The sequence below is a fragment of the Alistipes sp. ZOR0009 genome (assembly GCF_000798815.1).
Classification (GTDB): Bacteria; Bacteroidota; Bacteroidia; order Bacteroidales; family ZOR0009; genus Acetobacteroides.
Genome location: NZ_JTLD01000119.1, coordinates 114,437 through 140,269 on the forward strand (window position 1 = coordinate 114,437; position 25,833 = coordinate 140,269).

General features: G+C 44.7%; 22 protein-coding genes and 1 pseudogene. 11 read left to right on the top strand and 12 right to left on the bottom strand.

Going from position 1 to position 25,833, the window contains the following annotated elements:
• Positions 1–46 precede the first annotated feature (46 nt).
• A complete protein-coding gene (pnuC, locus tag L990_RS17675) occupies positions 47–646 on the bottom strand; it encodes a nicotinamide riboside transporter PnuC (protein WP_197057331.1) in 600 nt (199 codons plus the stop codon).
• Between the two features lie 262 nt (positions 647–908).
• On the opposite strand from pnuC, the gene L990_RS17680 reads away from it, so the two are divergent.
• From L990_RS17680 to L990_RS17715, 8 genes are read left to right on the top strand one after another with little or no spacing between them, the layout of a single operon-like run.
• Positions 909–1,643: a hypothetical protein gene (locus tag L990_RS17680; protein ID WP_047452164.1), complete on the top strand. Its 735-nt coding sequence runs from the start codon at positions 909–911 to the stop codon at positions 1,641–1,643.
• 5 nt (positions 1,644–1,648) lie between these two features.
• On the top strand, positions 1,649–1,888 hold the full coding sequence (locus L990_RS17685; RefSeq protein ID WP_047452166.1) for an acyl carrier protein: 240 nt from the start codon (positions 1,649–1,651) through the stop codon (positions 1,886–1,888).
• The gene (locus L990_RS17690) at positions 1,872–2,627 is read left to right on the top strand and encodes an SDR family NAD(P)-dependent oxidoreductase (protein WP_052181130.1); all 756 of its coding nucleotides are present in this window, start codon (positions 1,872–1,874) and stop codon (positions 2,625–2,627) included. Before L990_RS17685 ends, L990_RS17690 begins: the two co-directional genes overlap by 17 nt.
• A 13-nt stretch (positions 2,628–2,640) precedes the next feature.
• Complete coding sequence (locus tag L990_RS17695) at positions 2,641–3,471, top strand: transketolase (RefSeq protein WP_052181131.1); 831 nt, start codon at positions 2,641–2,643, stop codon at positions 3,469–3,471.
• Complete coding sequence (locus L990_RS17700; RefSeq protein WP_047452171.1) at positions 3,461–4,426, top strand: transketolase family protein; 966 nt, start codon at positions 3,461–3,463, stop codon at positions 4,424–4,426. Before L990_RS17695 ends, L990_RS17700 begins: the two co-directional genes overlap by 11 nt.
• A gap of 2 nt (positions 4,427–4,428) precedes the next feature.
• Positions 4,429–5,835, top strand: a complete 1,407-nt coding sequence (locus L990_RS17705; RefSeq protein WP_052181132.1) for an AMP-binding protein — start codon at positions 4,429–4,431, stop codon at positions 5,833–5,835.
• A 3-nt stretch (positions 5,836–5,838) separates the two neighbouring features.
• Entirely contained in the window at positions 5,839–6,921 is a 1,083-nt protein-coding gene (locus L990_RS17710) for an acyl-protein synthetase (RefSeq protein WP_047452173.1), read from the top strand.
• A 3-nt stretch (positions 6,922–6,924) separates the two neighbouring features.
• Complete coding sequence (locus tag L990_RS17715; protein WP_047452174.1) at positions 6,925–8,109, top strand: acyl-CoA reductase; 1,185 nt, start codon at positions 6,925–6,927, stop codon at positions 8,107–8,109.
• Between the two features lie 19 nt (positions 8,110–8,128).
• Here the strand turns inward: L990_RS17715 and L990_RS17720 are convergent, their stop codons facing one another.
• The 10 genes and pseudogenes from L990_RS17720 to L990_RS17770 all read right to left on the bottom strand — a co-directional run bounded on the left by L990_RS17720 (position 8,129) and on the right by L990_RS17770 (position 20,348).
• Positions 8,129–9,166 (bottom strand): TDP-N-acetylfucosamine:lipid II N-acetylfucosaminyltransferase, encoded by a 1,038-nt coding sequence (locus L990_RS17720; protein WP_047452176.1) that lies wholly within the window; start codon positions 9,164–9,166, stop codon positions 8,129–8,131.
• A 4-nt stretch (positions 9,167–9,170) separates the two neighbouring features.
• Entirely contained in the window at positions 9,171–10,292 is a 1,122-nt protein-coding gene (gene rffA / locus L990_RS17725) for a dTDP-4-amino-4,6-dideoxygalactose transaminase (protein WP_047452178.1), read from the bottom strand.
• Positions 10,293–10,338: 46 nt separating this feature from the next.
• Entirely contained in the window at positions 10,339–11,172 is an 834-nt protein-coding gene (locus tag L990_RS17730; protein WP_047452181.1) for a glycosyltransferase family 2 protein, read from the bottom strand.
• Between the two features lie 338 nt (positions 11,173–11,510).
• Entirely contained in the window at positions 11,511–12,599 is a 1,089-nt protein-coding gene (locus tag L990_RS17735; RefSeq protein ID WP_047452183.1) for a CDP-glycerol glycerophosphotransferase family protein, read from the bottom strand.
• Positions 12,600–13,888: 1,289 nt separating this feature from the next.
• Positions 13,889–15,475, bottom strand: a pseudogene (gene cysN / locus L990_RS17745) (sulfate adenylyltransferase subunit CysN); the annotation flags it as partial.
• A gap of 12 nt (positions 15,476–15,487) precedes the next feature.
• Positions 15,488–16,396, bottom strand: coding sequence for a sulfate adenylyltransferase subunit CysD (cysD, locus tag L990_RS17750; protein ID WP_047452187.1), 909 nt, complete (start codon positions 16,394–16,396; stop codon positions 15,488–15,490).
• A gap of 29 nt (positions 16,397–16,425) precedes the next feature.
• On the bottom strand, positions 16,426–17,031 hold the full coding sequence (cysC, locus tag L990_RS17755) for an adenylyl-sulfate kinase (RefSeq protein ID WP_047452189.1): 606 nt from the start codon (positions 17,029–17,031) through the stop codon (positions 16,426–16,428).
• A 105-nt stretch (positions 17,032–17,136) separates the two neighbouring features.
• Positions 17,137–17,931 (bottom strand): 3'(2'),5'-bisphosphate nucleotidase CysQ, encoded by a 795-nt coding sequence (gene cysQ / locus L990_RS17760; protein WP_047452351.1) that lies wholly within the window; start codon positions 17,929–17,931, stop codon positions 17,137–17,139.
• Between the two features lie 336 nt (positions 17,932–18,267).
• Positions 18,268–19,242, bottom strand: coding sequence for a hypothetical protein (locus L990_RS17765; protein WP_156121670.1), 975 nt, complete (start codon positions 19,240–19,242; stop codon positions 18,268–18,270).
• A 203-nt stretch (positions 19,243–19,445) separates the two neighbouring features.
• On the bottom strand, positions 19,446–20,348 hold the full coding sequence (locus L990_RS17770; protein WP_047452193.1) for a DUF4349 domain-containing protein: 903 nt from the start codon (positions 20,346–20,348) through the stop codon (positions 19,446–19,448).
• A 184-nt stretch (positions 20,349–20,532) separates the two neighbouring features.
• On the opposite strand from L990_RS17770, the gene L990_RS17775 reads away from it, so the two are divergent.
• The 3 genes from L990_RS17775 to L990_RS17785 all read left to right on the top strand — a co-directional run bounded on the left by L990_RS17775 (position 20,533) and on the right by L990_RS17785 (position 24,438).
• Positions 20,533–21,198, top strand: a complete 666-nt coding sequence (locus L990_RS17775) for a ferredoxin--NADP reductase (protein WP_052181133.1) — start codon at positions 20,533–20,535, stop codon at positions 21,196–21,198.
• On the top strand, positions 21,198–22,256 hold the full coding sequence (gene rlmN / locus L990_RS17780) for a 23S rRNA (adenine(2503)-C(2))-methyltransferase RlmN (protein ID WP_047452195.1): 1,059 nt from the start codon (positions 21,198–21,200) through the stop codon (positions 22,254–22,256). Before L990_RS17775 ends, rlmN begins: the two co-directional genes overlap by 1 nt.
• 334 nt (positions 22,257–22,590) lie before the next feature.
• A complete protein-coding gene (locus L990_RS17785) occupies positions 22,591–24,438 on the top strand; it encodes a glycoside hydrolase family 13 protein (RefSeq protein WP_047452197.1) in 1,848 nt (615 codons plus the stop codon).
• 292 nt (positions 24,439–24,730) lie between these two features.
• Here L990_RS17785 and L990_RS19510 read toward each other — a convergent pair whose 3' ends face one another.
• On the bottom strand, positions 24,731–25,516 hold the full coding sequence (locus L990_RS19510; protein WP_052181134.1) for an immunity 49 family protein: 786 nt from the start codon (positions 25,514–25,516) through the stop codon (positions 24,731–24,733).
• Between the last annotated feature and the right edge of the window lie 317 nt (positions 25,517–25,833).

Sequence of the window (25,833 nt, forward strand, 5' to 3'; positions counted from 1 at the left end):
TACAGCAGGGAATTTGATGCTTTGGGCAAAATAACGCTACCTTTTTTCACGATTTTGAGACAGACTGAAAGCGAAATTCATTAAACCATGATCGATAACCATAAATACATAAACCAAACAAAATAAGATATTCAAAAGACATCAAAAGAATGCCTTGCATCAGATATACAACTACACAGATTATGTCAACAAACATCCATAAATACCAATTCTCAAGTTTTCTAGTAGCCATCAGACAATTAGCAATCATACTTAAGATTACTGAGGAGGCATTTACAAAAGGAAATGATGCGGGTTCTGGAAATATGCTTGGAATTAGCAGGTGAATTCGGCTCATGAAGACCCCTAAACTCCCAGCACCAACAATTGCTATTCCTGCAACCACAAAGTAATCGCTCCTTCTCAGCCGCTCAACAGGCTTGGTCGCTTCAGCGCAGCCACGACGCCAGTAGTACCATCCATAAATGGCTATACAAAAAAAGTAAATCTGCAACAGCATGTCCGAGTAGAGCCTTACCTGATAAAACACAAGAAAAAATGCGATGGTATTTATAAGTGTCACAGGCCATGCGAGCACTTTTGAACGAGCAGCAAACCAAACAGAAAGCAAGCCAAAAATTGTCCCAACAAACTCAACAAGGCTCATATTGTAACCCATTAAGCTAAATAGAACGCAGTCAATATCCAATAAATATCCCATAATCACCATTAAACATAGACGGCAATATACTTTTTTTAAGATATCTGAAAAAGAGTTTTGTTAAGGAGAATGATTGATTCCAAAATTCGCCAAATGCAAAAATTTAATATCTCAAAAGATTTTATCTTTGTTCGCTTGGCAATTGCTGCCTATTCTGAAGTTTTGCATTTGCAAGCAATTCAGACAAAAAACATTTAAGAGAGATAGCATGAAAGTCACTGATGCTTTTTGGGAAGAACGAAATTTAGGAGTAAAAACTGTTGAGTTGCTGATCAACAGAGATGACTCCTGTTTAGAGATCGAAGAAACCCTTGCTGCATGCGAGAACTACCAATATTGCGTTGCAAAAGTAGAGGTTCCTAATGTTGAGGCCCAAAGACTATTATCTAAACACGGTTTCTACTACGCAGAATCAAGCTTAAACATGTATTTAGATGTACGCAACTTCAGACTCTCTCCCTTAGAATCTCGAATAAACAAGCAGGTTACCTATAAGCCTATAAGTAGCTCTGAAATACCTCGGTTCGAAGAACGAATTCGAGAAGGAATTTTTGATACTGACAGAATTTTTCTAGACAGCGAATTTTCTGCAGAAAAAGCTGCCCAAAGATATTTAAACTGGATAAATGATGAGCGAACTAGGGGAACCGAACTCTTTGAAATTCTATACAAAGACACTCCTATAGGCTTTTTTACGCAAAAGCAGGTTGCGGAAAACACATACTATCCCTTTCTAGCCGGTTTATACAAGGAGTCCAATGCAATTATAGGTGTTGGATTTTCGGTACTTGCCAAGCCAATTGAAAATGCTATATCAAAAGGAGGAAAGTTCATATCTACGTATGTATCCTCAAACAACCTACCAATTGTTAGATTGCATATCCAGCTCGGTTTCGTGCCGAACCACTTATACAGCGTTTTTGTAAAACATAATAGACAATAAATAGAATGACTGCAATAGAAAAGTACAACCAAGCCTTCATTGCTAATTTTAATATTACCGATGAGCAACTAAAAGGACTTACCTACCAATCTGTAGAACTTTGGGACTCTGTTGGGCATATGAACCTCGTTGCTTCACTGGAAGATGCTTTTGACATTATGATGGAGACTGACGATATCATCGATTTATCTTCGTACGAAAAAGGGATGGAGATACTAAACCAAAAGTATGCAGTTGAGTTCTAATGAAGGGAGAAAGCCAACAGCGCTAATAACAGGTTGTAATAGAGGCATTGGTAAAGCAATCCTTGAATGCTATGCATCGCATGGAATCAATGTAATAGCATGCATCAGAACTATAACTCCAGATTTTGAAAACTTCACAAAAGAGCTTGCGAACAAAAATAGCGTCAGCATAACCATCTACCCAATTGACCTTGCCGATCAGTCAAGCATCTCTTCCACTATGAAAGAGATATTTAGTAGCAAGGTTAGAATTGATATCTTGGTAAATAATGCAGGTGTTGCTTTTGGCAGTTTTTTCGCAATGACTTCTATCGCCAAAATGAAAGAAGTTTTCGAAATAAATTTCTTTGGACAGGTTGCAATTACCCAGTATGTCTCCAAGTGGATGCAAAAATGGGGTGGTGGCTCAATAATAAACTTAGCCTCAGTTGCAGGAATTGATGGAATGGAAGGATATTCGGCCTATGGTTCCAGCAAAGCTGCGTTAATCTACCTCACAAAAACGCTGGCTAAAGAGCTGGCGGGATATGGCATTCGAGTGAATGCTATTGCTCCGGGGCTCGTAGAAACTAATATGGCCGACCAAATGGAAGTGAAAGCCGCAGATAAAATGATCGCAGGCAGCGCCATGAAGAGGTTGGGTACGCCATCGGAAATCGCAGAGCTAGCTCTATTTCTGGGTAGCGATAACTCTTCTTTTATTACAGGACAAGTAATCCGCATAGACGGAGGAATGTAAACTAGAACATGCCATGATGAATACTGAAGAACTGAAGTTGTTATCCTACAACTTGCGAAAAAAATCGCTAGAAGTGGCTTATGGAGCAGGTAGAAATGGGGCTCACTTAGGAGGAGGCCTTTCGACAATAGAAATATTTGCGGTCCTCTTTGGATCTATTATGAAATACGACAGTAAAAATCCTTTATCAGAAGAAAGAGATCGCTTAGTTATTAGCAAAGGGCATTGCGTTTTAGCATACTACTCTGCTCTAAATTTGTTTGGATTCCTTTCTGATGAAGAATTGGCACTTTTCGAAAACAATGGCGCTTTTTTACATGGACATGCAACTCGCTCTTTGGAACGAGGTATTGAATTCTCAGGTGGCAGCTTAGGCATGGGACTCCCATTTGCTGTTGGAGTAGCTCTTGCTCTTAAAAGAAAAGGCTCTCCAAACAAAGTCTATTGCCTAGTTGGCGATGGCGAATGCGATGAAGGTTCCATATGGGAGGCCTTAATGTCGGCTTCTCATTTTGGCCTCAACAATTTAGTTGTGATCGTAGACAAAAACGGGCTTCAGTACGATGGTAAAACAAGCGACGTAATGAGCGCTGACTCCTTGAGCGCTAAATTTCAAAGTTTTGGCTTTGAAGTTTCTGATGTAGATGGCCATTCTACCAAAAAATTGGTGAACGCTTTTTGTTCTTTTTCAAATACAACCCAACCTAAAGCTGTAATCGCAAATACGGTAAAAGGGAAGGGAGTTTCCTTTATGGAAAACGTAAAAGAATGGCACCATTCCGTATTATCCGAAGCCCAATACACAGCTGCACTCGAAGAAATAAAAAACGAATATGCCAATTAGTATAAACTCTCTAAAGGCGCGCACCTTCTCTAAGTTAGGACAGCGTGGATCAATCTTCGGAATGGCTATTTTTGATATTGTCGAAGAGACTCCTAATTTGGCTGTTTTAACAGCAGATCTTGCATCTTTATCTGGCTTGGATAGATTTGTAGCTCAGCATCCTGATAAATTCTATAACATCGGCATTGCAGAACAAAACATGCTTGGTGTCGCTGCGGGATTATGTGCCGAAGGCTACAAACCAGTTTTGACAACCTATGCTACGTTCCTCTCGCTTCGAAGCTGCGAGCAGGTACGCCATTATATGGGATACATGAACCTAAATATGGTGCTGGTTGGCTCTGGCGCTGGTTTTGCAATGGGCTTTTCGGGAAATACGCACTACTCCATCGAAGATTTAGCGGTAATGAGGGCTATTCCTAACATTGTTGTGCTATCCCCTTCCGATTCGACGTTGGCTGTAAAAGCCTTTGAAGCAGCAATAAAAATAGATAAACCCGTTTACATTCGCCTTACAGGTGGACTAAACTGCCCAATGCTCTACAAGGAAGACTTTCCGTATGAAATAGGGAAAGCCATTAAAATTAGAGATGGAGCAGACATTCAAATTATTGCTACAGGAATAATGGTTAATCGGGCATTACAGGCTGCTGCAATGCTTGAAGAAAAAGGCATTTCTGCAGAAGTTATCGACATGCATACAATAAAACCTCTCGATACAAGCGCAATAGCACTTAACAAGAAACTGATTGTGACAATCGAAGAGCACAATATAATCGGAGGTTTAGGTGGTGCCGTAGCAGAACACTTGACCAGCAAAGGTGCTGGTGTAAAACTCCTTAGGCTAGGAATTCAAGATCAGTTTCTTAAATCGGGCGATGCAGAGTACCTGCTTGAGCAGTGTGGGCTCACCTCAAATTTAATCGCAGAGCGGATCTTAGAGACGTTGAAATAGTTATGGATAGACTAACTAACATTTTTAGCAGATATCGCAGCAATACGTTGGCTATTGATGAGAACGGGCAAACTGCGAATTATGGAGATATCTGCGAGTTTTCTGAACGGATTAAATCCCTAGATCCCCAAAAGAAGTTGGTCTTTTGCCTTTCGGATAATACCTTAGGTTCGCTTGTTGGCTATCTATCCTTTTTATCGGCTGGCTGGGTGCCACTTATGCTCGATAAAAACATTGATCGCAAGTTGCTTGATGACTTAATCTCGCAATATTCACCTAATTATATATGGACAGCAAAGAATTGCATCGACACCTTAACAGCAACCTCTTTAAACCAAGAAATATTTTCCTACCAACTTTATAGAACTGAAAGTTCGAAATGTATTTCCTTGAATAAGCAGCTCGCGCTGCTACTCACAACATCAGGAAGCACAGGCAGCCCCAAGTTGGTACGCATATCCTACAGTAATATTTTGGAAAATGCGGCATCAATAGCCAAATATCTCGATATAAATTCACAGGAACGGCCCATCACAACCCTTCCGATGTACTACTCTTATGGACTCTCTGTTATTCATAGTCACATACTTTGCGGTGCAACCATTCTGCTGACATCGCGAAGCATCATGGAAAAAGAGTTTTGGAGTATGCTAAAGGAACAGCAGGCTTCCAGCATTGCTGGTGTTCCATACACCTTCGAAATGCTTCATCGCTTACGTTTTGAGAGAATGAACCTACCTCATCTTAAAACCATAACGCAAGCAGGAGGAAAGCTTAATCCCAAGCTCGTGGAATACTTTGCCAACTCATGTAACATTAGCGGTAAGCGTTTTTTTGTGATGTACGGCCAAACAGAAGCAACTGCCCGTATGAGCTACCTGCCTTCTGAACTCGTAAGCCTAAAACCATCAAGCATCGGAATCGCGATTCCTGGTGGAGATTTCCATCTTACCGATGAAAATGGAAATGAAATAACCTTACCAAATATTTCAGGGGAACTTCTTTATAAAGGAGCAAACGTCTCTATGGGGTATGCCGAATCTATCTTGGACCTCGAAAAAGGAGATGAAAACAAAGGGCTTCTTTACACTGGAGATATTGCTCACCGTGACGAAGATGGCCTATATTATATTGTTGGACGTAAAAAGCGGTTTATCAAAATATTTGGGAATAGGGTAAGCCTCGACGCAGCAGAGCAACTTCTGAAGGAAATTATAGGTGAGGTTGCATGTGTTGGAGTTGATGACAAGCTTACTGTTTTTATTACAGACCCAAGCAAAAGCGAGGAAGTAAAACGCTTTATATCGACTAAAACAGGAATCCACGTATCTGCTTTTGACATACAGGTAATAAAAGAGATCCCAAAAAGTTCTTCAGGAAAAGTACTCTACTCTCAACTCCACTTTTAGCAAATGGTTGATATCGAAAAAATACTTGATATAGCTCCTTATTCATTAAACCATGCGGAAAAGGATTCCCTTATGAACGAGGTACAACAGGAGCTTACTCAAATGCACTATCAGAAGTGTTCTGCTTACAAAAAAATGCTTGATGCGCATGGTCTTTGCATAGCACATCTGCCACACTACCACAAGATCCCATTTTTACCAGTACGACTCTTCAAAGAATTTGAATTAAGAAGCGTTCCTCAGGAAGATGTCGTGAAAACAATGACGTCATCAGGAACTTCAGGGCAAGCCGTCTCTCGAATTTATCTTGATAGGGAAACTTCTAGCCTTCAAACAAAAGCGTTGGTAAAAATAGTATCATCGTTCATTGGCAGCCAACGCATTCCCATGCTAATACTCGACAGTTCAGAAGTGGTGAAAAACAGAGCTATGTTCTCAGCAAGAGGTGCTGGAATATTAGGTTTTTCCATGTTCGGGTCTAAGCGCTGCTATGCCCTTAACGAAAACATGGAGTTGGATGTAGATGGGGTTCAAAAGTTCCTCGAAGAGCATAAAGAATCTCCCATCTTCCTGTTTGGTTTTACGTTTATGATCTGGCTCCATTTCTACAACGAGCTGGTAAAAAAAGGCACTAAGTTAGACCTTAGCAAGGGCATCCTAATACATGGCGGAGGGTGGAAAAAGCTTGTTGGCGAATCCGTAACTCCCGAAGAATTCAAAAAAAGGCTTTTTGATGTTTGTGGCATACAAAAGGTTTACGATTACTACGGAATGGTCGAGCAAACAGGAACTATCTATATGGAATGCGAGCAAGGGCACCTACATTGCTCTATTTTTTCTGACATCATCATACGACGTACTGAAGATTTCTCTGTCGCCAATATTGGAGAAAAAGGGCTAATTCAGGTTGTTTCAATGCTCCCTAAAAGCTATCCTGGCCATAGCCTCCTAACGGAAGACGAAGGTGTAATACTTGGCGAGGATGACTGCCCCTGCGGAAGAAAGGGAAAATATTTTAAGATTTTTGGACGATTGAAGAATGCTGAAGTGAGAGGCTGCAGCGATACATACAGCAAAAAGAGTTAGCCAATGGATATCCTTTTTAGCAAATATTCCGAAGTTACCCATCTGAAAGAGGTTAAACCTGATGCTATCTTTTCTCATGAGGTAATAGCTTATTTAAATAGCCTTTCTTCCATCTTGATGAAGGATAGGTCGGCTCGCCTCTACCCTGATGTGGCTACCTTTGCCTTTTTCTGTAGAAAAGGGAACATTGCAGCCTTAGCCGAAAGCTACAGCGCTCTTAGCAACCTACTCGGTCGCGGCGTGGTGTTTCACGTAACGCCATCAAATGTTCCAGTCAACTTTGCCTATTCTTTGGTTGCAGGACTACTTGCCGGAAATGCCAATATCGTCAGAGTACCTTCCAAAAAATTCGAGCAGGTAGATATTATCGTAAATGCCATTAAGCAGCTTTCCTTACAGGAAGAGTTCAACCAGGTATCCGAACGGATTGCCCTTATACGCTACGAAAGAAATGGAAGTGAAACCGATATTTTTTCTGGCATTGCCGACGTTAGGGTGATTTGGGGCGGTGACGAAACGATCAATCAAATAAGAAAATCAGCGATTCCTCCTAGGAGTTTCGACATAACTTTTGCCGATAGGTACTCATGTGCAGTTATTGATGCCGAATCCATTGTAAAAGAGGCCAACTTGGACTCCCTTGCCGAAGGCTTTTACAATGATACCTTTCTGTTCGATCAGAATGCATGCTCGTCACCTCATCTTGTTATCTGGTTAGGCGCTACCGATGCCATAAATAAGGCACAAAAGAGGTTCTGGAAAGCCTTTCATGAGTATGTCGACAAACGTTACAAGTTCGAGCCCATTTTGGCCGTAAATAAGCTTACAGCCTTTTATCGCCAAGCGATAGAAACCGACATATCCATCAACAATGATTCGGATAACACTATCTGGCGGGTAAAGCTGAACAGCCTCCCTTCAAATATCGACTTGTACAGATGTGCAGGTGGGTACTTCTCCGAATTCAGCACCACAAATCTCGACGAAATTGCTCCAATTATTAGCAGCAAGTACCAAACGTTAGCCTATTTCGGCGTAAATAAAAGTGTGCTGGAAGGGTTTGTTCTCAAAAACAGAGTCCGAGGAATCGACCGCGTTGTTCCTATCGGAAAAACTACCGATTTTGCCCTTGTTTGGGATGGCTACGACCTTATCCAGAAGCTAAGCCGAAGGGTATCATTTTTATAAAAACCAAAAGATATTTGGGTTAATCCCCAAATATCTTTTTGCTCTGCAATATCAGCATCTCTTTACTGAAAAACTCTTTTATCTTAGCAATATTACGCTCCTTTTCATCAGGCGTTAGCAGCTCTATCGATGTAATTCCATCTCTTCCAATCGGAAATAGCTTAACCCCAACTCGCTCCAAAAGCTCTGTTGTTGTCACATCTTCCCTTATATAAACCGACTTCCCAAATCCCAATAGGGTTACAATATTCCCTACAGCCTGCTGCCTTTTATGATTAAAGATGGCCACATCTATTTTCGAGAGCAGCTTCACATACTCATCAAGGTTCATGAAGGTGGTTAAAGGAATAAACGATTCTCCTAGCTGCTCCTGCCCATACTGCTTCACTAGCTCTGCATGCTTAGCATTTCCGTAGGATAGCGGACACACAACCTTATATCGAGGAAGATTTAGCGTCTTTATCCAGTCAATGGCTTCGAGATGGTTATTCGATGGATCGGCAGAATTTCCTACCTGAATCCAAATCTCGTCCTTTACTGGTGCTGATATGTCTATATTCTTAAACAGATTGCTCGGATACAAAAAGCTTTCAAGGTGCTCCGCTTGGGTATTGAACTCATCCTTTACTATCTGATAATCTCCCCTATTGGAAACAATGCATCCCAGATTTCTCACAACCTTGCGGTAGGCAATATTTCTAAAGTAGTAATACTTCAAGCTTCCTTTCTCTACAATATTGTAGTACAAATCGGCTCCCCACAGGTACCAATAGCACTTGCGCGCAAGCCAAGGAAAGAAGAAAAGAAACCTTATAACGCTCCATTTAGAAAGGCTATGTAAAACAACCTTATCAGCCTTTAGCATATAGATCAGAAGCTCTATGTAAAAGAGTACTCCAAACCTGTAGTAGCGAGAGAACACCACGTTGGGTGCCGTCTTGCTGTTTTTTCCTTTTTTTAGAAAAAAGAAGGTATGCCTATCTACCTCAAAGTTGTCGTTGACAAAATCAATGTAATCATTAAAGAACTTCTCCGGAAAAGCAATATGAAGAATCATCTGTTTAGCTTATAAATTCCAAGATATGCTGCGATATCCTATCAACCTCTTCCAATGTCAGCTCAAAGTAGAAGGGCAGCCTAACCAGCGTATCCGAAAAATTATCGCTGTTTGTCAATACCCTACCGTCGTGCTTATCCTTGTAGTAATCGCTGGCATGTAAGCTTTGGTAATGGAATACCGGCAGTATTTCCTTCTCCTTTAGATACGATATCAGCGCGTTTCTTTGATCGAGCGATTGGCATATCAGGTAAAACATATGCGCATTATTGGTTGCGTAATCAGGAATCGTCGGTAGCTGCACTCCTTTCTCTCTTAAGCTGCTCAAGTTACCGTAGTACCGATCCCATATCGACTTCCTCTTTTGCTGAATTGCCTCAATATTCTCAAGCTGCGCATATAAAAAGGCTGCTATAATCTCCGATGGCAAAAACGAAGAGCCAATATCAACCCATCCATACTTATTTATCTCACCTCTAAAAAACTCTGCCCTATTGGTTCCCTTCTCCCATAGAATCTCAGATCGCTTGGCCAACGATGGATCATTTATTGCAAGTAATCCACCTTCTCCCGCAATCACATTCTTTGTCTCATGAAAAGAGAAGCATCCCAAATGGCCTATACTCCCCAGCGGCTTCCCCTTGTAGTACGAGTCAATTGCCTGCGCAGCATCTTCTATTACAAGCAAATTATATTTCTGGGCCAATCCCATTATCTTATCCATGTCACACGCAACTCCGGCGTAATGAACCGGAACAATAGCCTTCGTTCTTTCCGTTATAAGGCCTTCGATCAAATCCTCATCAATATTTGGCTGATCGCTATGGCTATCTGCAAATATGATTGTTGCTCCTTGTCGAATAAATGCTATTGCTGTTGATACAAAGGTGTAGGAAGGAATTATCACCTCATCCCCTTGCTTTATATCCGCCAAAATTGCGGCCATTTCCAACGCATCGGTGCACGATGTGGTCAAAAGGCACTTGTGGAAGCCGTACTTAGCGGAGAAAAATTCGTGGCATTTTTTTGTGTACATGCCATTCCCCGAAATCTTACCAGAAAGAACAGCTTCGGTTATATATTTTGTTTCGTTGCCCGTTAAAAATGGCTTATTAAATGGAATCATATCTTTTCAATTTATCAGATACTACGTCTAACTTCAAAAAGCAGCTCTACAAGGGCTGCTTACTAATCCCATTACTTGCCCAAGTAATGCGTTCTGCCTTAACCCTATCTCGTATCTCCCTGTTTTTGGTTAAAGTATCGGCAGTTCTATATGGTCGTGGATGGTCAAGGTGCATGCATATGGCGCTATAACGGATCTGCTTCCCCGCAATCCCATTATTCATCAGGCGTTCGCCAAGCTCCCTATCCAGTCCGCCGTACTGCATATCCTCGTTGTAGCCATTTACGGCAACAATATCAGCCTTCCATCCGCTTGCATTATGCCCGTTCCAAGTAGCTTTCGTCGGCGTTAGCATGTTCATCAGATACTTGTAAACACGATTGCGAGACAGCTTAATAAACTTGAACGAAAAGGGCTGCCCATTATCTAGCAACCATTTAATGCTAAATATTCTTTTGCTCGCCACGTCTTCGTAGGTAACTGCATCCGATACCGGCTTAGCCAGCTTAAAGTATCCGCCACTTAAAAAGTAGCCCGCTCTTGCCTTCTTGGCATGTATCTCAACGTAGTCGAAATGTGGTATGCAATCTCCATCTGTAAACAGCAGGTAATCGTACTTCGATGCAACAATTGCCTTATTCAGGATCTCACATTTTTTGAACCCATCATCTGCATGCCAAATATGCTGAATGGACAGCTTACCTCTCTCCTGATACCTCTTAATCAGATCGGTAGTTTCCTGCCTCGAACCGTCATCAGCAATAACAACCTCAAAGTTTTTGTACGATTGCAATTCGAATCCCCACAACGTCTTCTCCAACCAAGCAGGCTGGTTGTATGTGGTAATAATTACAGATATCCATAATTCTCTTGAGGCCATTGTAAAAAGAAACTTTTCGTGAATTGTGTGTAAGACTGATTCAAATAAGATAACAAATATAGAAAAAAGCATTTGGAAAATTACCTATATCCGCTTTTGCTTCAAACGCATCGCAGGCATCACCAATGCTTCCCTCCGCTCAAAGCTCCTTTGCTGCTTTTTTTAAGGCAGCGCTCCAATAGCGCTACGTAAGGTTACTTTTTTATTAAATATTCAGCAAGCGAGAATTTTCGAAAAAAGTGCAACCCAAAAATCGAGGTATCTTAAGCAAAGAGATACCGCTGCTCCACAAACGGCACAACGGCAGCTCAAAAGCGCCATCTATCACGAGTTCACCGCTACCACCTATAGTACTTTGCCTTTAGCCGCATTTTGATTTTACGAATAAGATTCCATGGCTTAGATTTCAGCCGCCCCTGGTGGTACATCCTAAACCGCTCCACCGCCTCCAGCACCCGTTCGGCCGATCGCCCATCCCTATACGGGTTAATCCTATCGGTATGCTGGCGAATACTCCCAAGCAGCTCTGGCGTTGGCTTCAGCGCCTTTTCGATCGACTCCTCCAGCTGCTCCGCTCGCTCAATATCTATCAAGGAGTCGCCCGGATTGGTATTCCGAAACGTAACTACTGGCTTATCCAGCATCAAAAACTCCACAATTATCGAGCTGCTATCGCAAACCATAACGTCTGCCCGCTTTAGTAGCGGCAGGTTGTTATCCCCCTCATAAAAAATAACATGAGGATACTTTTCCGATAGCGCCTTGTACTTCAGCACAACGCTATTCTCCATCTTCGGATGAAACGTTATAAGCCAGTCCCACGTTTGGGTAGCCGCCAACCGCTCTATCTCATCGTACAGAAAGGGCGTCGAAGTAATTCCCTTGGTAAATGTCGAGGTGTAGAGTATGCATGGTCTTTCGCTCGGACGAAGTATCTCAAAATCGTAGGGATCATTCTTAAAAAGGTAGTCAAGCTTCGGCCAGCCTGTCTCCGAAACTTTAAAAAACCCCTTCTCTGCCGACAGGCGCTCAAACTCTCCAGTCGAAGTTTCTCCATGCGTACAGTAAAGATCAAACAGCCCATTAACCTTAAAATGCTCGTAGTCGTAGCCGTTGCCTTGATCCTTTCGCTTCCGGATGCTAAACCCATGAAACACCTGCACCTTAATGCCCGGCAAAAAGTCTAGCATGTAGTTTTCCACCGCAAAAACGGCCATCGGATCATATCGCAGCGCATCCTCCACGGTAAGCAGCCGTCTCTCCTCCTCCCTAAGTAGGTTCGAGATCTCCTCCTCTACCAACCAAGCAGCCTCATCCCCTCTTCGCCTAATTTCATCTTCTATTGGCCGCAAGATGGGAAAAGCGTAGGCAAGCCTAGCAAAAAAGAGATACCGCCTCTTTGGTTCCGATCCTACTCTCTGCTCCATTTTTCTCCTCCGTCTAATCTTTTTTTTGAAGATAGCTAAAAATTATCATCATCGAAACCTCAACCGCCTTAACCTGCCGATAAAAGAGGCTTACCCTCAAAATAGGCGCCCTTCGTTTTGCCTGCTTAGAGCCCAATGCTGGTAGCCCCCGCACCACCACCGCCTCCTGCCAAGCTGCAGATGGCCTTCTCGTGCCTATTTAATCTCACTCCATCAGCATCGCTGCTCGTTCATTCCTATAGGTAGCTATACGCCTTTACTCCGTATATGCTCTTTGTTCCATTGTATGTCCATTTCTCTTATATGTTTCGCGGTTTTTCGCTATTGTTTTCCATTTCTATCTATATGTTTTGTCATTCTTCTCATATGTTTTCCGTTTTTATCTATATGTTTTTACTTTCTATCAATATGTTTTCCATTTTATTGCATTGTATTTCCATTTCTCTTATATGTTTTGCGATTTTTCGCTATTGTTTTCCATTTCTACCTATATGTTTTTACTTTTTATCTGTATGTTTTGTCATTCTTCCTATATGTTTTCCGTTTCTATCTATATGTTTTGCCATTCTCCTTATTGTATCTCTGTCTATTTATATGCAAGACGTTTTTGTTGAGTTGCAAGACCATTTTATCGAGCTGCAAACCATTCTATTGACCTGCAAAACGTTTTTATTGAGCTGCAAGACCATTCTATTGAGCTGCAAGACCATTCTATTGAGCTGCAAGACCATTCTATTGACTTGCAAGACGTTTTTATTGAGCTGCAAGACCATTTTGTCTATATGCAAGACGATTTTACTTACCTGCAAAAGATTCTTCTTACATACCTTCAAGCTGCTTCCCCTACAGCCAAAGCTTCATCTTTTATATTAGTAGCATCAAATGCCACGGCGGTCATCTTCTGCGTCAACTCGCTATTTTCTAACAAGTTTTGTACTAGCTCTTCGAAAAAAATTATAAGCTTTTCATCATTCGCCCCTGCCTGCTCCGTCTTTACTCCATGCCTTCACTTGCCTACGGAAAAATCTTCCGAGGTAGGCTCTCCATCCGTTAAGCATTAAGCAAACAAAGAGCCAAATGCGCCCGCTACTTACGGCATCTCTCTCCTTTAAAACAGGCAGGAGCCCCTATACAAGAGACTCCTGCCGTATGCTAATGCCCTTTAGCTGCTATATAATGCTTCTTAGCCGCTGCTCGTCCAACGGTTGGTTGGCGGCAAGGTAGGTTAGCTGCTCCTCATTTAGGTTAAGCACTAGCGTACTTGCCAAATCATCACCCGCTAGGTACACGATAGCAATAAACCCTTGGCTGCTAATGCTGCTGCATAGTGCGGCCAGCTGAGCGGTATTCTCGCAAATGCTTGGGTTGGCAGCTCCATCCAAAAGAAGTACGGTACGTCCTTCGTTAAAGAGGTTGCGCTCCAGCACGTAGGCCATCTCCCTTCTTTCGGCATTTCCCTCAACAACAATTATTCGGCCAGCTTGCCCAGTCCGCTCAAATCGCTGCTTGGCGCCTATAAGGCTACATCCGGCAGCTACGCGCGCGCGCTCCTCGTGGGTTAGCACCAGCTCCTCGTTGGCGCTGTCGGCCTTCCCGATAATCATCCCCACTGCGCTGGTGTTGTTGGTTATCGGATCGATAAGGATAAATGCACCCGTGTTACGATTTTTGGTGTACGGATCAAAAAGTAGCGGCTGCGATGTGGTTACCTTCACTTTTCCTATCTCATTCAGCTTAAAGTAGTCAATTTGTAGCTGATCTAGCGTGTTGATATCTACACGGTAAGCCACTTCATCAATCTGCGCCCGCAATGTATTGGTGGTGTGCTTAATAAAATACTGCTGTCCTGGCTTCATAGCCTGCTCGTCCATCCATACCAGCATCGCCTCAAAGTGCCTACTTACGCTGGGCAGATTATCCGGACGAACAATCATCTCCCCTCTCGAAATATCAATCTCATCCTCTAGGGTTATCGTTACCGATTGGGGCGGGAATGCTTCCTGCAGGTCGCCGTCGTAGGTGTAAATCGATTTTACCTTCGATTGTTTTCCCGACGGAAGGGCCATAATGGTATCTCCTTGACGAATAACACCCGAGGCCACCTTCCCCGAGAATCCTCTGAAGTCTAGATTTGGCCGCAGCACGTACTGCACCGGAAAACGAAAGTCTGCATAGTTGCGATCTTTGCCCACATGCACCGTTTCCAGAAACTCCAGCAGGCTGCTCCCTTGGTACCAAGGCATCTCCTCCGATAGCTCTACCACGTTGTCACCTTTCAATGCCGACAGCGGTATCGGACGTATATCCGGAATGTTAAGTCCCTTGGCAAACTCCAGGTAGTTGGCCACTATGTTGTCAAAAACTTGGCGGCTATACCCTACCAGGTCCATCTTATTTACGGCAAGTACCACGTGCTTTATTCCCAGCAGCGATACAATAAAGGTATGCCGCTTTGTTTGGGTAATAACTCCCGTACGGGCATCCACCAGTATTATTGCAAGGTTAGCTGTCGATCCCCCGGTAATCATATTACGCGTATACTGCTCATGACCTGGCGTATCTGCAATAATAAACTTACGGCGGTTGGTCGAGAAGTAGCGGTAGGCCACATCAATGGTAATCCCCTGCTCCCGTTCAGCCTTTAAGCCATCTAAAAGCAGCGCGTAGTCTATCTCCCCTCCGGCATTGCCTAGGCGCTTCGAGTCGCGCTCTAGCGCATCGAGCTGGTCTTCGTACAGCTTCTTGCTGTCAAATAGAAGACGCCCTATAAGGGTCGATTTCCCATCATCCACCGAGCCTGCCGTAAGCAGCCGTAGCAAATCTTTCTTCTCGTCTTTATCTAAAAATTCCTTTATGTTGATTTTTTCTGCTGACATCATTCTCCAATTTTAGAAGTAACCCTCGCGTTTCTTTTGCTCCATGCTCGCATCCTGGTCGAAGTCGATAACGCGGGTGGTCCGCTCGCTCTTGGTGGTGGTCATCATCTCCTCCACAATCTCCTCAATGGTGGCAGCCTCCGACTCTACAGCTCCAGTAAGCGGGTAGCATCCCAGCGTACGGAAGCGAACCATCTTCATCACAGCCTTATCCGCCAGCTCCGCCGGCATCCGGCTATCATCAACCATTATCAGGTTGCCATCCATATTTACAACGGGCCGTTCCTTGGCGTAGTATAGCGGAACAATGGGGATATTCTCCAAACGGATGTACTGCCAAATATCCAGCTCGGTCCAGTTCGATAGCGGAAACACGCGAATAGATTCACCCTTGTGCACCCGCGCATTGTACACGTCCCACAGCTCTGGTCGTTGGTTCTTTGGATCCCACTGATGGTACCGATCGCGGAACGAGTAGATGCGCTCCTTGGCACGCGACTTCTCCTCATCTCGACGCGCGCCACCAAAGGCCGCATCAAACTTATGCTTGGTTAGCGCCGCTAGTAGCGCTTGGGTTTTCATCAAATCGGTATGCACCTTACTCCCGTGCGAAAATGGACCAACGCCCGCCTCAAAAGCTTCCTGGTTCGACTCCACAATAAGGTCCCAGCCAAACTTCTGCGCATAGGCGTCCCGAAACTCAATCATCTCCTTAAACTTCCACTTCGAGTCGATATGCATCAACGGAAAGGGTACCTTGCCCGGTGCAAACGCCTTTTCGGCCAAACGCACCATTACAGACGAATCTTTACCGATAGAGTAAAGCATCACCGGATTTTCAAACTCAGCAGCCACCTCGCGGATAATGTGTATAGACTCCGCTTCGAGCTCCTTAAGGTGGCTTAGGTTATATTCTGACATCTTTTCAGATAATTGTTTACATTAAACTGTTAGCTATTTTCGCCAACCATTGGCAGCAGCACCTCCAGCAGCTGCTGGGTGCACTCCTCTAAGCTAAACTTCGAGGTATCAATGGTCAATGCGGGGCTTTGGGGCTGCTCAAACGGCGACGATATCCCCGTAAAATCTTTCACCTCTCCAGCTCGGGCCTTCTTGTAAAGACCCTTTACGTCACGCTGCTCGCAAACCTCCAGCGGGGTACTCACAAATACCTCCACAAAGTTTTCGGCTCCTACAATGTCGGAGGCAAGCTTTCTAATGTCGTTCGTCGGACTCACAAACGAGGCCAGCGTAACCACGCCACAGTCAACAAAGAGCTTGCACACCTCGGCAATCCGCCTGATGTTCTCCACCCTATCCGCTTCCGTAAAACCTAGGTTGCTGTTTATCCCCGAACGAATGTTATCGCCATCAAGCAGGTAGCAAAGGTAACCGCGGCCGTGCAGCTCGCGTTCCAAAGCCAAAGCAAGCGTACTTTTCCCCGATCCCGACAGACCGGTAAACCAAACCACCTTCGAGCGTTGATTCAAAAGCCGCTCCCTATCCAACCGTTGCAGCGTTTTATCAAAAATTGGGTATATATGTTTCTCTTTCATACAATAGATGCTCCCTTACAATTCCCGAAAATCGGAATCAAATATACTTAAATCAAAAATACCTCCATGCAGCTGCGCTCTAAGCAATTCTTCGGGCATATCAGCTTACCTAACAATAAACCAAGGGTTCAGCAGCTGCTCCTTATTGTAGGTTAGCGGCTCCTCGCTGCTCTTTTTTACCATCTGCCTACCGGCATAAAGCGCTATGGCATGCCCAGCAGCGGTATCCCACTCCATAGTTGGTGCAAAACGTGGATAAATATCAGCGCTACCTTCTGCAACAAGGCAAATCTTCAGCGAACTTCCGCTCGATCGGAGGTCAACCTCTCCGTGCTGCTGCTTCAGCTCGTTTATGAGCTGCTCCGTTTCCGCGTTCTTGTGCGACCGAGAGGCTACAACAACAAAACCTTCGTGCTGTTTAGCCACAGGTAGCTTTACCGCATTTTGGTATAGCTGCTCCATCGAGGTAGCTGCGCTCACCTCAACCTTGTACGAGCCAACTCCCTTTGCTCCGTAGTAGAGCATCCTTGTCACGGGGACGTAAATAACCCCAAGCGTTGGCTCCCCATTTTCCACCAGCGCAATGTTTACCGTAAACTCTCCGTTACGCTTTATAAACTCCTTGGTGCCATCTAGCGGGTCTACAATCCAAAGGGTACTCCACTCCTTACGCACTGCATACGAAATCTCCTTCCCCTCCTCGCTAAGTATTGGGATTTGCGTCTTCTCTAGGTACGACATAATCACCTCATGGCTCCTTTTATCGGCAATGGTAAGCGGCGAATTGTCCGCCTTATGCTCCACCGAAAAATCTGCCAACGGATCGGTATAAATGTCATGTATTGCATTACCTGCAGCAATAGCTGCCGCTATAGATATTTCTAGTAGCTTTTCTATCATCATAAAATAAGGGGTTCTGGCATATCCTGCAAAAAAGCCCTTAAAGTTACACATATAGCCAAACCCTACAAGCCTGCTCCTGCGCTAAACTATACAGAAATCGTTGCAACGAATCGTTGCGGCGTAAAGCGCTAGCTACCCAACCTACATTGGTATTTAACTGGGTAGATGGCGCTGCCTAAATTTATATTGGGCCAGCACGAGCTGCCAGCCCAGAACTATCCATCTAACTTTTGGCTAAAGATCTCCTCTTTCCACAAAAAACATTGCGTGCTGCAGTATATAGTAACCACGATACGTCCCATATTAAGCAGCATGCTACCACTTTGCCCTTGGCTACTTGCTCATAAAGGTGTCGTAGTTGTGAATGGCGGTACTCGCCTTTGTTTGTGTTCCCACCTGGTTTAGCGCCCCAACAAAATCAGCTTTCGATTTCCAAACGCTACCAATCTCATCAGCATTTAGCCCTGTCTCCACGCTTCCCTTAAAGTTGCTTCGCTCCCAGCTTCCTCTACTAACAATGGTAGGCACAGAATTCACCTCGTAGGCCATAATCGAGAAACCGTTAAGGTACTTGGATGCATCGGCAAACCAGCCATCCCTATCTGCCGTAGAGTTCCATCCAATGGCGCTCATTTCGTCAAACCAAGCTGGAATATCAGCCATAATCTCATCGGTTCCCATTCCGCTGCTTACCAAAAGATTTCGAAGATCGCGGTAGGTATCCTTTAGCAGGTATAGCAGCTCGCGCTTTCGCTGCATAGAAGCTGTTGCCCATTCATTTAGCTGATGTGGCTCAATATCCACATGTAGTCCCTGAAGTGTGGCATCGCTCCCCACCGATTTGTTAAAGTTAATGTAGTAGGTTTGAATGTAATCCCGCATCGTCTGCCTATTTTCTGGATAAATCCACAGGGCGTCGCCTGCCAAATATATCGACTTAATGCCCGCCGCTTTTAGCTTGCTATTCCATTTGGCAAGGCTTACTTTTTGGGTTGGATGCGCCGGAATGCGCGAGTATCCTCCGTACACTCTTTTCACGTTGTTGGCCGCGTAGCTGCTAATGGTTTGGCTCATTTTCGCCTCATCTACAACAATGTAGTTAATTCCATTTGCACTTGTTTCCGATCCCCAATGCCAGGTGCTAACCCCTGCGGCAACCGTACTTCCCCCTGTTTCTCCTGGCTTTTCCGAGCTGCCAGTATTTCCAGTTCCTGTGGTGCTTCCTCCTTTGTCCGTGCTAACAAAATCCGTCTCGCACGATACTAACATCGCCATTGCGATAGCAATTCCAAAAATTCTTCTCACCATTTAAGTCTTAAGTTCGTGTTAATGGCATACTATAAGGCAAATCGTCTGCCAGCAATTCAAAACATATCAATCCACCTCTTCCGTACCTACCGGCACTAAAGAGGGGCATCGTCCCAATTCAAAATTTCGACCGTAGAGTGGTTTATACAGTCGGCTTCTTCTCCTTATATTCCAACTAAGCTGGGCATCTTTATGCCCTGTCCCTATTTTTTTCTATTCTTCTCAACAAATTTTCGTACCCAGTAGTAGGCCAACACGGCAAGTGCTAGGTACAGCATCACGCCCCATAGCTGCACAATAAACAGGAAGCACTCCTTCACCGTCTCCCAGCCGTAGGCTATCGAGTCGCCCAACCTACTTATAAAGCTTTGCGAATCGGTAGCAACCTTATCAAAGTTGGCATACACATCCTTCGCTAAAGTCTCCTTTTGGTAGATGTTAAGAATGACGGTGCTCATTCGCACATCATCCTGCAGCTGCTGCTTTGCTGCCGCCATTTCGGCTGCGGCAATCTTCGTATTTAGTGCGGCCTGCTCCGCCTCTACAGCCTCTCCTACCTTACCTGCTCGGCTATCCACCTGCTCGGTCATGTTCTGCGCCGCCTCATCGTAGGCTCTGGTCACAGCCTCATTCGCGTTCGATCGGTTGGTAACATCGGTCAGCGTTATGGTTCTATAGTCTAGGAAGGCAATTAAAGGTCTAATGGAGTGCAGAAAGCTGTCAACCTGCTGGCTTGGCACCTTAACTACAATTTTATTGCTATAGGAGATCTGGCTTATACGCATCAACGAATCGGTGGTGTAGCGCACCTCCCTGTCCTGCGTTACGCTATGCTGAATATCCGAGCTGATGGTATAACCACCAAACCTCTTGGCGTTACCCTCTATGCTCAAGGTCGATTCAAAAACATTCTTTACCTTAAACTGCAGGTCAACCGTTTTAACAAACTTCCTATCTGCTGGGGTTGATGTGCTGGTTTCTAGATTTTGAGCGGCACTCGAAGTGGTGTCTGACTCATAGTTTTCTTCCGAAGGTCTATTCCCACCACAGCTGCTAAAGACAAAGGAAATGGCAATTAATACAGCTATAACGATATTCTTTCTCATCAATATTTAGGTTAGATGCGTTACCAAATAGTCACCACAAATCTATTATTAAAATAATTTCACACTCATTTTTAAAACGAAAAGAACCATGCAGCATTCTTAAAAAAAGACAACAAACTCAATGCTGCTACACCCTCAAACAAATGGGTTTGTTTTGTGTTACCCTAGGCAAAATAAACCCGCAATGAACAACAACAGCGCCGCCTGCCCCTTTAGGTGCCAGGTTATAGACATCATAGAGGTTGCTGCAGGTGTGTCGTACCTCACCTTCGAGCGCCCATTTGATTTTGAGGCAGGACAGGTCATCTCGCTAACCCTAACCGACAACATAGCGCCTCGCCTTTACAGCATCGCCTCTGGCGTAAACGAGCCACACCTTGGCATCCTCTTCGATGTAAAGCCGCAAGGTATTCTTACCAACCTGCTCGTAAAGTTGCGTAAAGGCGACTACGTACAGGTATCCAAGCCCTACGGAAGCTTTCTAGGAGGCAGCGAACCTGCCGTATGGATTGCCACAGGCACTGGCGTTGCACCCTTCATCTCCATGAGTAAATCGGGATTTGCCAAAGGGAAAACTCTTATACAAGGAGCTAGATCGCTAGACGGGTTTTATTTCTCCAACCTTTTCGAGCAGGAAGATGGTCTTTCCTACACCCGATGCTGCTCGCAAGCCGCTGCAGCCGGCATTTATGCGGGTCGTCTTACAGCCTACCTTAGGGAAACGCCATCCCTACCATTAAAAGAAAAGTACTACCTTTGCGGCAACCCGCTAATGGTTAACGAAGTTAGGGACTTGCTCATAGAACGAGGCGTTCCCTACGAAAACATTCTTTCGGAGATATTTTTCTAATGACAACGAATCAAGATAAGCCTTGGCTATTCGGTAAAACCCTCGACGAGCTTAAGGCGGTAGCCGCCGAGCTTAAGATGCCAGCCTTTACGGCAAAGCAGATGGCCGACTGGCTTTACAAGAAGAACGCCACCAGCATCGATCAGTTTACCAACCTATCGCTCAAGGCTCGCGAAGCGCTTAACGAGCACTATCAGGTTGGGTTCATTGCCACCACCGACGTTCAGGAATCGGTTGACGGCACCAAAAAGTACCTCTTCCCAACGGTTGGTGGCAAGTTTATCGAAAGTGCCTACATCCCCGATAAGGAAAGAGCGACGCTGTGCGTATCCTCGCAAAGCGGCTGTAAGATGGGCTGCCTGTTCTGCATGACCGCCAAGCAGGGCTTCCAGTCGCAGCTTACCGCCGGCGAAATACTCAACCAGGTAAGAGCCATTCCTGAGTTCGAGCAGCTAACCAACTTGGTGTACATGGGCATGGGCGAGCCAATGGACAACCTTAAAAACGTGCTGGCCTCGCTCGAGATTCTTACATCCGACTACGGCTACGGCTGGAGCCCAACCCGCATCACGGTCTCTACCATTGGCATAATCCCTGCCATGAAGGAGTTTTTGGAGAAAAGCAAGTGCCACCTGGCCATCAGCCTGCACACCCCTTTCGATGAGGAGCGCCGCAAGCTGATGCCAATTCAAAACGTATACAAGATACACGACGTGCTTGCCGAGCTCAAAAGCTGGGATTTTACCAAGCAGCGACGCGTAAGCTTCGAGTATATTATGTTTAAGGGTGTAAATGATACGCCTGCCCACGTAAAGGAGCTTGTGCGCATCCTAAATGGGATAAAGTGCCGCATCAACCTTATCCGCTTCCATCCAATACCCAACACCCCGCTGCTGGGTTCCGACGAGGCAACCGTACAAAACTTTAAGCAGGCCCTTAACGATAAAGGGGTAACCACCACCGTTAGGGCCTCGCGCGGACAGGATATCTACGCCGCTTGTGGGCTGCTATCCACCAAAGGGCTTAACAAAAAGGAGACCGAAGAGGACGACTTTTAGGCAGCACTCGCCGCATAGCAACCTGCTGCATACAACGAATTAAGTAAAGTTGAAATAGCATAAAGAACCTCCAAGCCATGCTGCTGGAGGTTCTCTTTTTTTATGTCCCCCTCCACGATGCGCTGCCTTGCGCTTGCTGGGCAAAAGAATCCTTCTCCCCTTACTCACTCTCTACAATCGAGCCGCCCTAGGCTAGATTCACTGCTACAAACTATCCCCGTTCCCGCATCATTCGTATCAACAAATCGAACCACAAACCGCCCAAAATGGTTATTCGTATAATTTGTTTGACAATCATTCTAGAAAGCAATAACTTGGACAAAAAATCATCGCCATGATAAAAATAAAAACGCTACTATTTGCACTAATACTTGCCTTTGCCAGCCAAATTGCGATGGCGCAGGTTCAGCGAATTGATCCCCCATTCTGGTGGGTCGACATGAAGAATAGCAGCCTACAGCTGCTGGTTTACGGAAAGGATATCTCCTCGTACGAGCCCCGCATCAAGCAGCAGGGCATTACCATCGACAAGGTAAACCGATTCGAGAACGCCAGCTACGTGGCCGTAGACCTTACCCTCGATAAAGATTTAAAGGCAACCACCTTTAACATCGAATTTACCAAGAAAGGGAAGAAGACCATTGTACAACCCTACACGCTTAAGCAGCGCTCCAACGATGCCAACCAGCATCAGGGATTCGACGCTCAGGATGTGGTTTACCTTATTATGCCCGACCGCTTCGCGAACGGCGATCCATCCAACGACAACATTAAGGGAATGGAGCAGATGGACCGCAAGGGTAAGTACACCCGTCACGGGGGCGACCTGCAGGGCATCATCAACCATTTAGACTACATTAAAAACCTAGGCGTTACCAGCATCTGGCTAAATCCGGTACAGGAAAACGACCAGCCCTTCCAGTCGTACCACGGCTACGCCATTACCGACCTTTACAACATCGACCGCCGCTTTGGCAACAACCAGCTCTACGCCGATTTTGTAAAAAAATCGCACGACAAGGGCCTTAAGGTTATCATGGATATGGTGTTTAACCATGTTGGCACCAACACCTACTTCATAAAAGATCTCCCTGCCAAGGATTGGGTTAACTATCCCGAAACGCACGAGCGCTCCAACTTCCGTGGCGAAGTTATTAGCGATCCCAACGCCTCGCAGTACGACATCAACAAGATGAACGACGGCTGGTTTGATGGCCACATGGCCGACCTTAACCAGCGCAACCCCTTTGTGTACCGCTACCTGGTTCAGAACTCGATATGGTGGATTGAATACGCCGGGCTAGACGGCATCCGCATGGACACCTACCCCTACCCCGAAAAAGAGGCCATGACCCGCTGGATAACCGAGGTGATGAACGAGTACCCCAAGTTTAACATCGTGGGAGAATGCTGGCTAAAGACTGTCCCTGCAACCGCCTACTGGCAAAAGGGGGTGGCCAACAAGGATGGCTACCAGTCTAACCTACGCTCGATAACCGATTTCCCGATTTACGACAACCTAGCACCTGCTTTTAACGAAAAAACCAGCTGGACCGAAGGGCTTGCCCGCCTGTACACCGTGCTTACCCAAGACAACGCGTACCAGAATGCCAACGATCTGCTTATCTTCCCCGATAACCACGACGTATCGAGGCTCTACACCAACGTGGGCAACGACATCAACAAGTGGAAGCAGGCCATAGCCTTTATCCTAACCACCCGCGGTATTCCACAAATTTACTACGGCACCGAATACCTCGACCACAACAACGAGGGCGGCGAGCACGCCTACATCCGTAAGGATTTCCCTGGGGGATGGGCTGGCGATGCTGTAAACGTGGCCACCGGAAAGGGGCTAACCGAAAAGCAGCAGGAGGCCTTTAGCTACATCACCAAAATAATGAATTGGCGTAAAACAAACGAGGCGGTAACCAAGGGTAAGCTCATCCAGTTTATCCCCGATGGCGAAACCTACACCTACTTTAAGGTGCATAACGGCAAGGCCGTAATGGTGGTGCTAAACAACGGCGAGCTACGCGAGCTAAACACCAGCCGCTTTAACGAGATACTTAAAGACTTTACGGGAGGTACCGATGTAGCCACCGGCTACACCTACTCGTTCAAGTCGGGCAAAATAGACTTAAAGGAACATTCGGCTCTAATACTTGAGCTAACAAAGTAGTCGACTAAACAAGAAGAGAGCAGGGGTGCACCATTGAGGATGCACCCCTTTTTGATTCCACACTGCATACCCCAGCCCCCTCCGCCTGTAAGGTATTTGAATCTACTCGCTAGAAAAAAGGAAAGCGCAGCCGTTAGCTATGGCTGCGCTGATGTATGGTTCTACGGTTTCCTTTCAATAGCGGTAAAAGACCGATTCTTTTGTTCGACGCATTTACAGTCGTAGCGGAGCATTAACTATGCAGAGCCCCGTGCTTTTAATTTAAACTACGGCCAACGGGGCCCAATTTTATCTACTTTAAAAAATCATAAGGTATTTCATAATGTTCTAATGGTTGAATGGGGAGTAATTCTTGGGGAATTAATGGACTATTCACTTCTACTTCAACACCTTTTCTCCAAGCAAGTTTGGCATAGCCTAATGCTGGTAAAGAAATGTATTGGTTTAATATTGGATTATCATTTCTTTTTTTATGGATTTTGGGACTAACTAATTTTTCTAATATTCCTTCCATTTTTGCTTTATCGCTTGTATGCAAGGCTTTGTAAAACTCATAATCGTCTTTTAATCCTTCTTCTTTTTTCGGAAAACTTTTTAGTGTTTTGGTTTCGATAATGTTTAAGTTTCTTTCTACACCTGCATCATCATTTACCATAAAAAACTGAATCGTGTTGCACCATATGGGCAACTCACCCGTGGCGACCATTTCGTCCATACTCATTTCTGCATTTGCCCCACGCTGGTAACGCAATTTTGCATAACGCTGAATTAATGCTTCATTGTCGCTTAAAATACAATAAACGATCGAGTTTAGTCCATAATCTAGTAATCTACTATTGAACTTTTTTATTTGAAGTTCATCAATAAGAGCAGAGATATAAAAATTTTGTTTTAAAACTTCCAATTCACTTTTGATTAAGTTAGATATTGCAAGTAAAACATGATAATAATTAAAATTACTTGAGAATTTCTTCTCACTTTCTCTTGAAAAAGTCATTTTCTCAAGCCAAATTTTAGAATCTTCATTATGAATTTTGACTAGTTCCTCTAATGTCAACATAATATTAATAGGTTCCATTTTTTTAAAAAATTTACTTCACTACTGTTTTATCAACAGCAACTACATATTTTTGGATAAAACTCCCCGCTCCCCGTAGTCTATATCTGCGCACTAGGCTGGGCGAAGATTAGCTTCGCTGAACTCGCACTTCGTGCTCGGTTGTGTTTTTGCCCTTGCTAAACAGCAGCCACCCGACTACCATCCAAAAGTAGCAAAAAAGTAAAGCGTGGCTGTGGGTGGTAGCGCCAGCATTTAGATGTTTTCTTCCCACTACTTTTTTGGCGCAAAAAAGTAGCACAAAAAACAGGGCGAAAATTAACTCGCACCGTCGGCTT

Bases quoted from the DNA above. Each gene is read 5' to 3' on its own strand.
- pnuC (WP_197057331.1), bottom strand. From the start codon at position 646: ATGAGCCTTGTTGAGTTTGTTGGGACAATTTTTGGCTTGCTTTCTGTT.
- L990_RS17680 (WP_047452164.1), top strand. From the start codon at position 909: ATGAAAGTCACTGATGCTTTTTGGGAAGAACGAAATTTAGGAGTAAAA.
- L990_RS17685 (WP_047452166.1), top strand. From the start codon at position 1,649: ATGACTGCAATAGAAAAGTACAACCAAGCCTTCATTGCTAATTTTAAT.
- L990_RS17690 (WP_052181130.1), top strand. From the start codon at position 1,872: ATGCAGTTGAGTTCTAATGAAGGGAGAAAGCCAACAGCGCTAATAACA.
- L990_RS17695 (WP_052181131.1), top strand. From the start codon at position 2,641: ATGATGAATACTGAAGAACTGAAGTTGTTATCCTACAACTTGCGAAAA.
- L990_RS17700 (WP_047452171.1), top strand. From the start codon at position 3,461: ATGCCAATTAGTATAAACTCTCTAAAGGCGCGCACCTTCTCTAAGTTA.
- L990_RS17705 (WP_052181132.1), top strand. From the start codon at position 4,429: ATGGATAGACTAACTAACATTTTTAGCAGATATCGCAGCAATACGTTG.
- L990_RS17710 (WP_047452173.1), top strand. From the start codon at position 5,839: ATGGTTGATATCGAAAAAATACTTGATATAGCTCCTTATTCATTAAAC.
- L990_RS17715 (WP_047452174.1), top strand. From the start codon at position 6,925: ATGGATATCCTTTTTAGCAAATATTCCGAAGTTACCCATCTGAAAGAG.
- L990_RS17720 (WP_047452176.1), bottom strand. From the start codon at position 9,166: ATGATTCTTCATATTGCTTTTCCGGAGAAGTTCTTTAATGATTACATT.
- rffA (WP_047452178.1), bottom strand. From the start codon at position 10,292: ATGATTCCATTTAATAAGCCATTTTTAACGGGCAACGAAACAAAATAT.
- L990_RS17730 (WP_047452181.1), bottom strand. From the start codon at position 11,172: ATGGCCTCAAGAGAATTATGGATATCTGTAATTATTACCACATACAAC.
- L990_RS17735 (WP_047452183.1), bottom strand. From the start codon at position 12,599: ATGGAGCAGAGAGTAGGATCGGAACCAAAGAGGCGGTATCTCTTTTTT.
- cysD (WP_047452187.1), bottom strand. From the start codon at position 16,396: ATGTCAGAATATAACCTAAGCCACCTTAAGGAGCTCGAAGCGGAGTCT.
- cysC (WP_047452189.1), bottom strand. From the start codon at position 17,031: ATGAAAGAGAAACATATATACCCAATTTTTGATAAAACGCTGCAACGG.
- cysQ (WP_047452351.1), bottom strand. From the start codon at position 17,931: ATGATAGAAAAGCTACTAGAAATATCTATAGCGGCAGCTATTGCTGCA.
- L990_RS17765 (WP_156121670.1), bottom strand. From the start codon at position 19,242: ATGGTGAGAAGAATTTTTGGAATTGCTATCGCAATGGCGATGTTAGTA.
- L990_RS17770 (WP_047452193.1), bottom strand. From the start codon at position 20,348: ATGAGAAAGAATATCGTTATAGCTGTATTAATTGCCATTTCCTTTGTC.
- L990_RS17775 (WP_052181133.1), top strand. From the start codon at position 20,533: ATGAACAACAACAGCGCCGCCTGCCCCTTTAGGTGCCAGGTTATAGAC.
- rlmN (WP_047452195.1), top strand. From the start codon at position 21,198: ATGACAACGAATCAAGATAAGCCTTGGCTATTCGGTAAAACCCTCGAC.
- L990_RS17785 (WP_047452197.1), top strand. From the start codon at position 22,591: ATGATAAAAATAAAAACGCTACTATTTGCACTAATACTTGCCTTTGCC.
- L990_RS19510 (WP_052181134.1), bottom strand. From the start codon at position 25,516: ATGGAACCTATTAATATTATGTTGACATTAGAGGAACTAGTCAAAATT.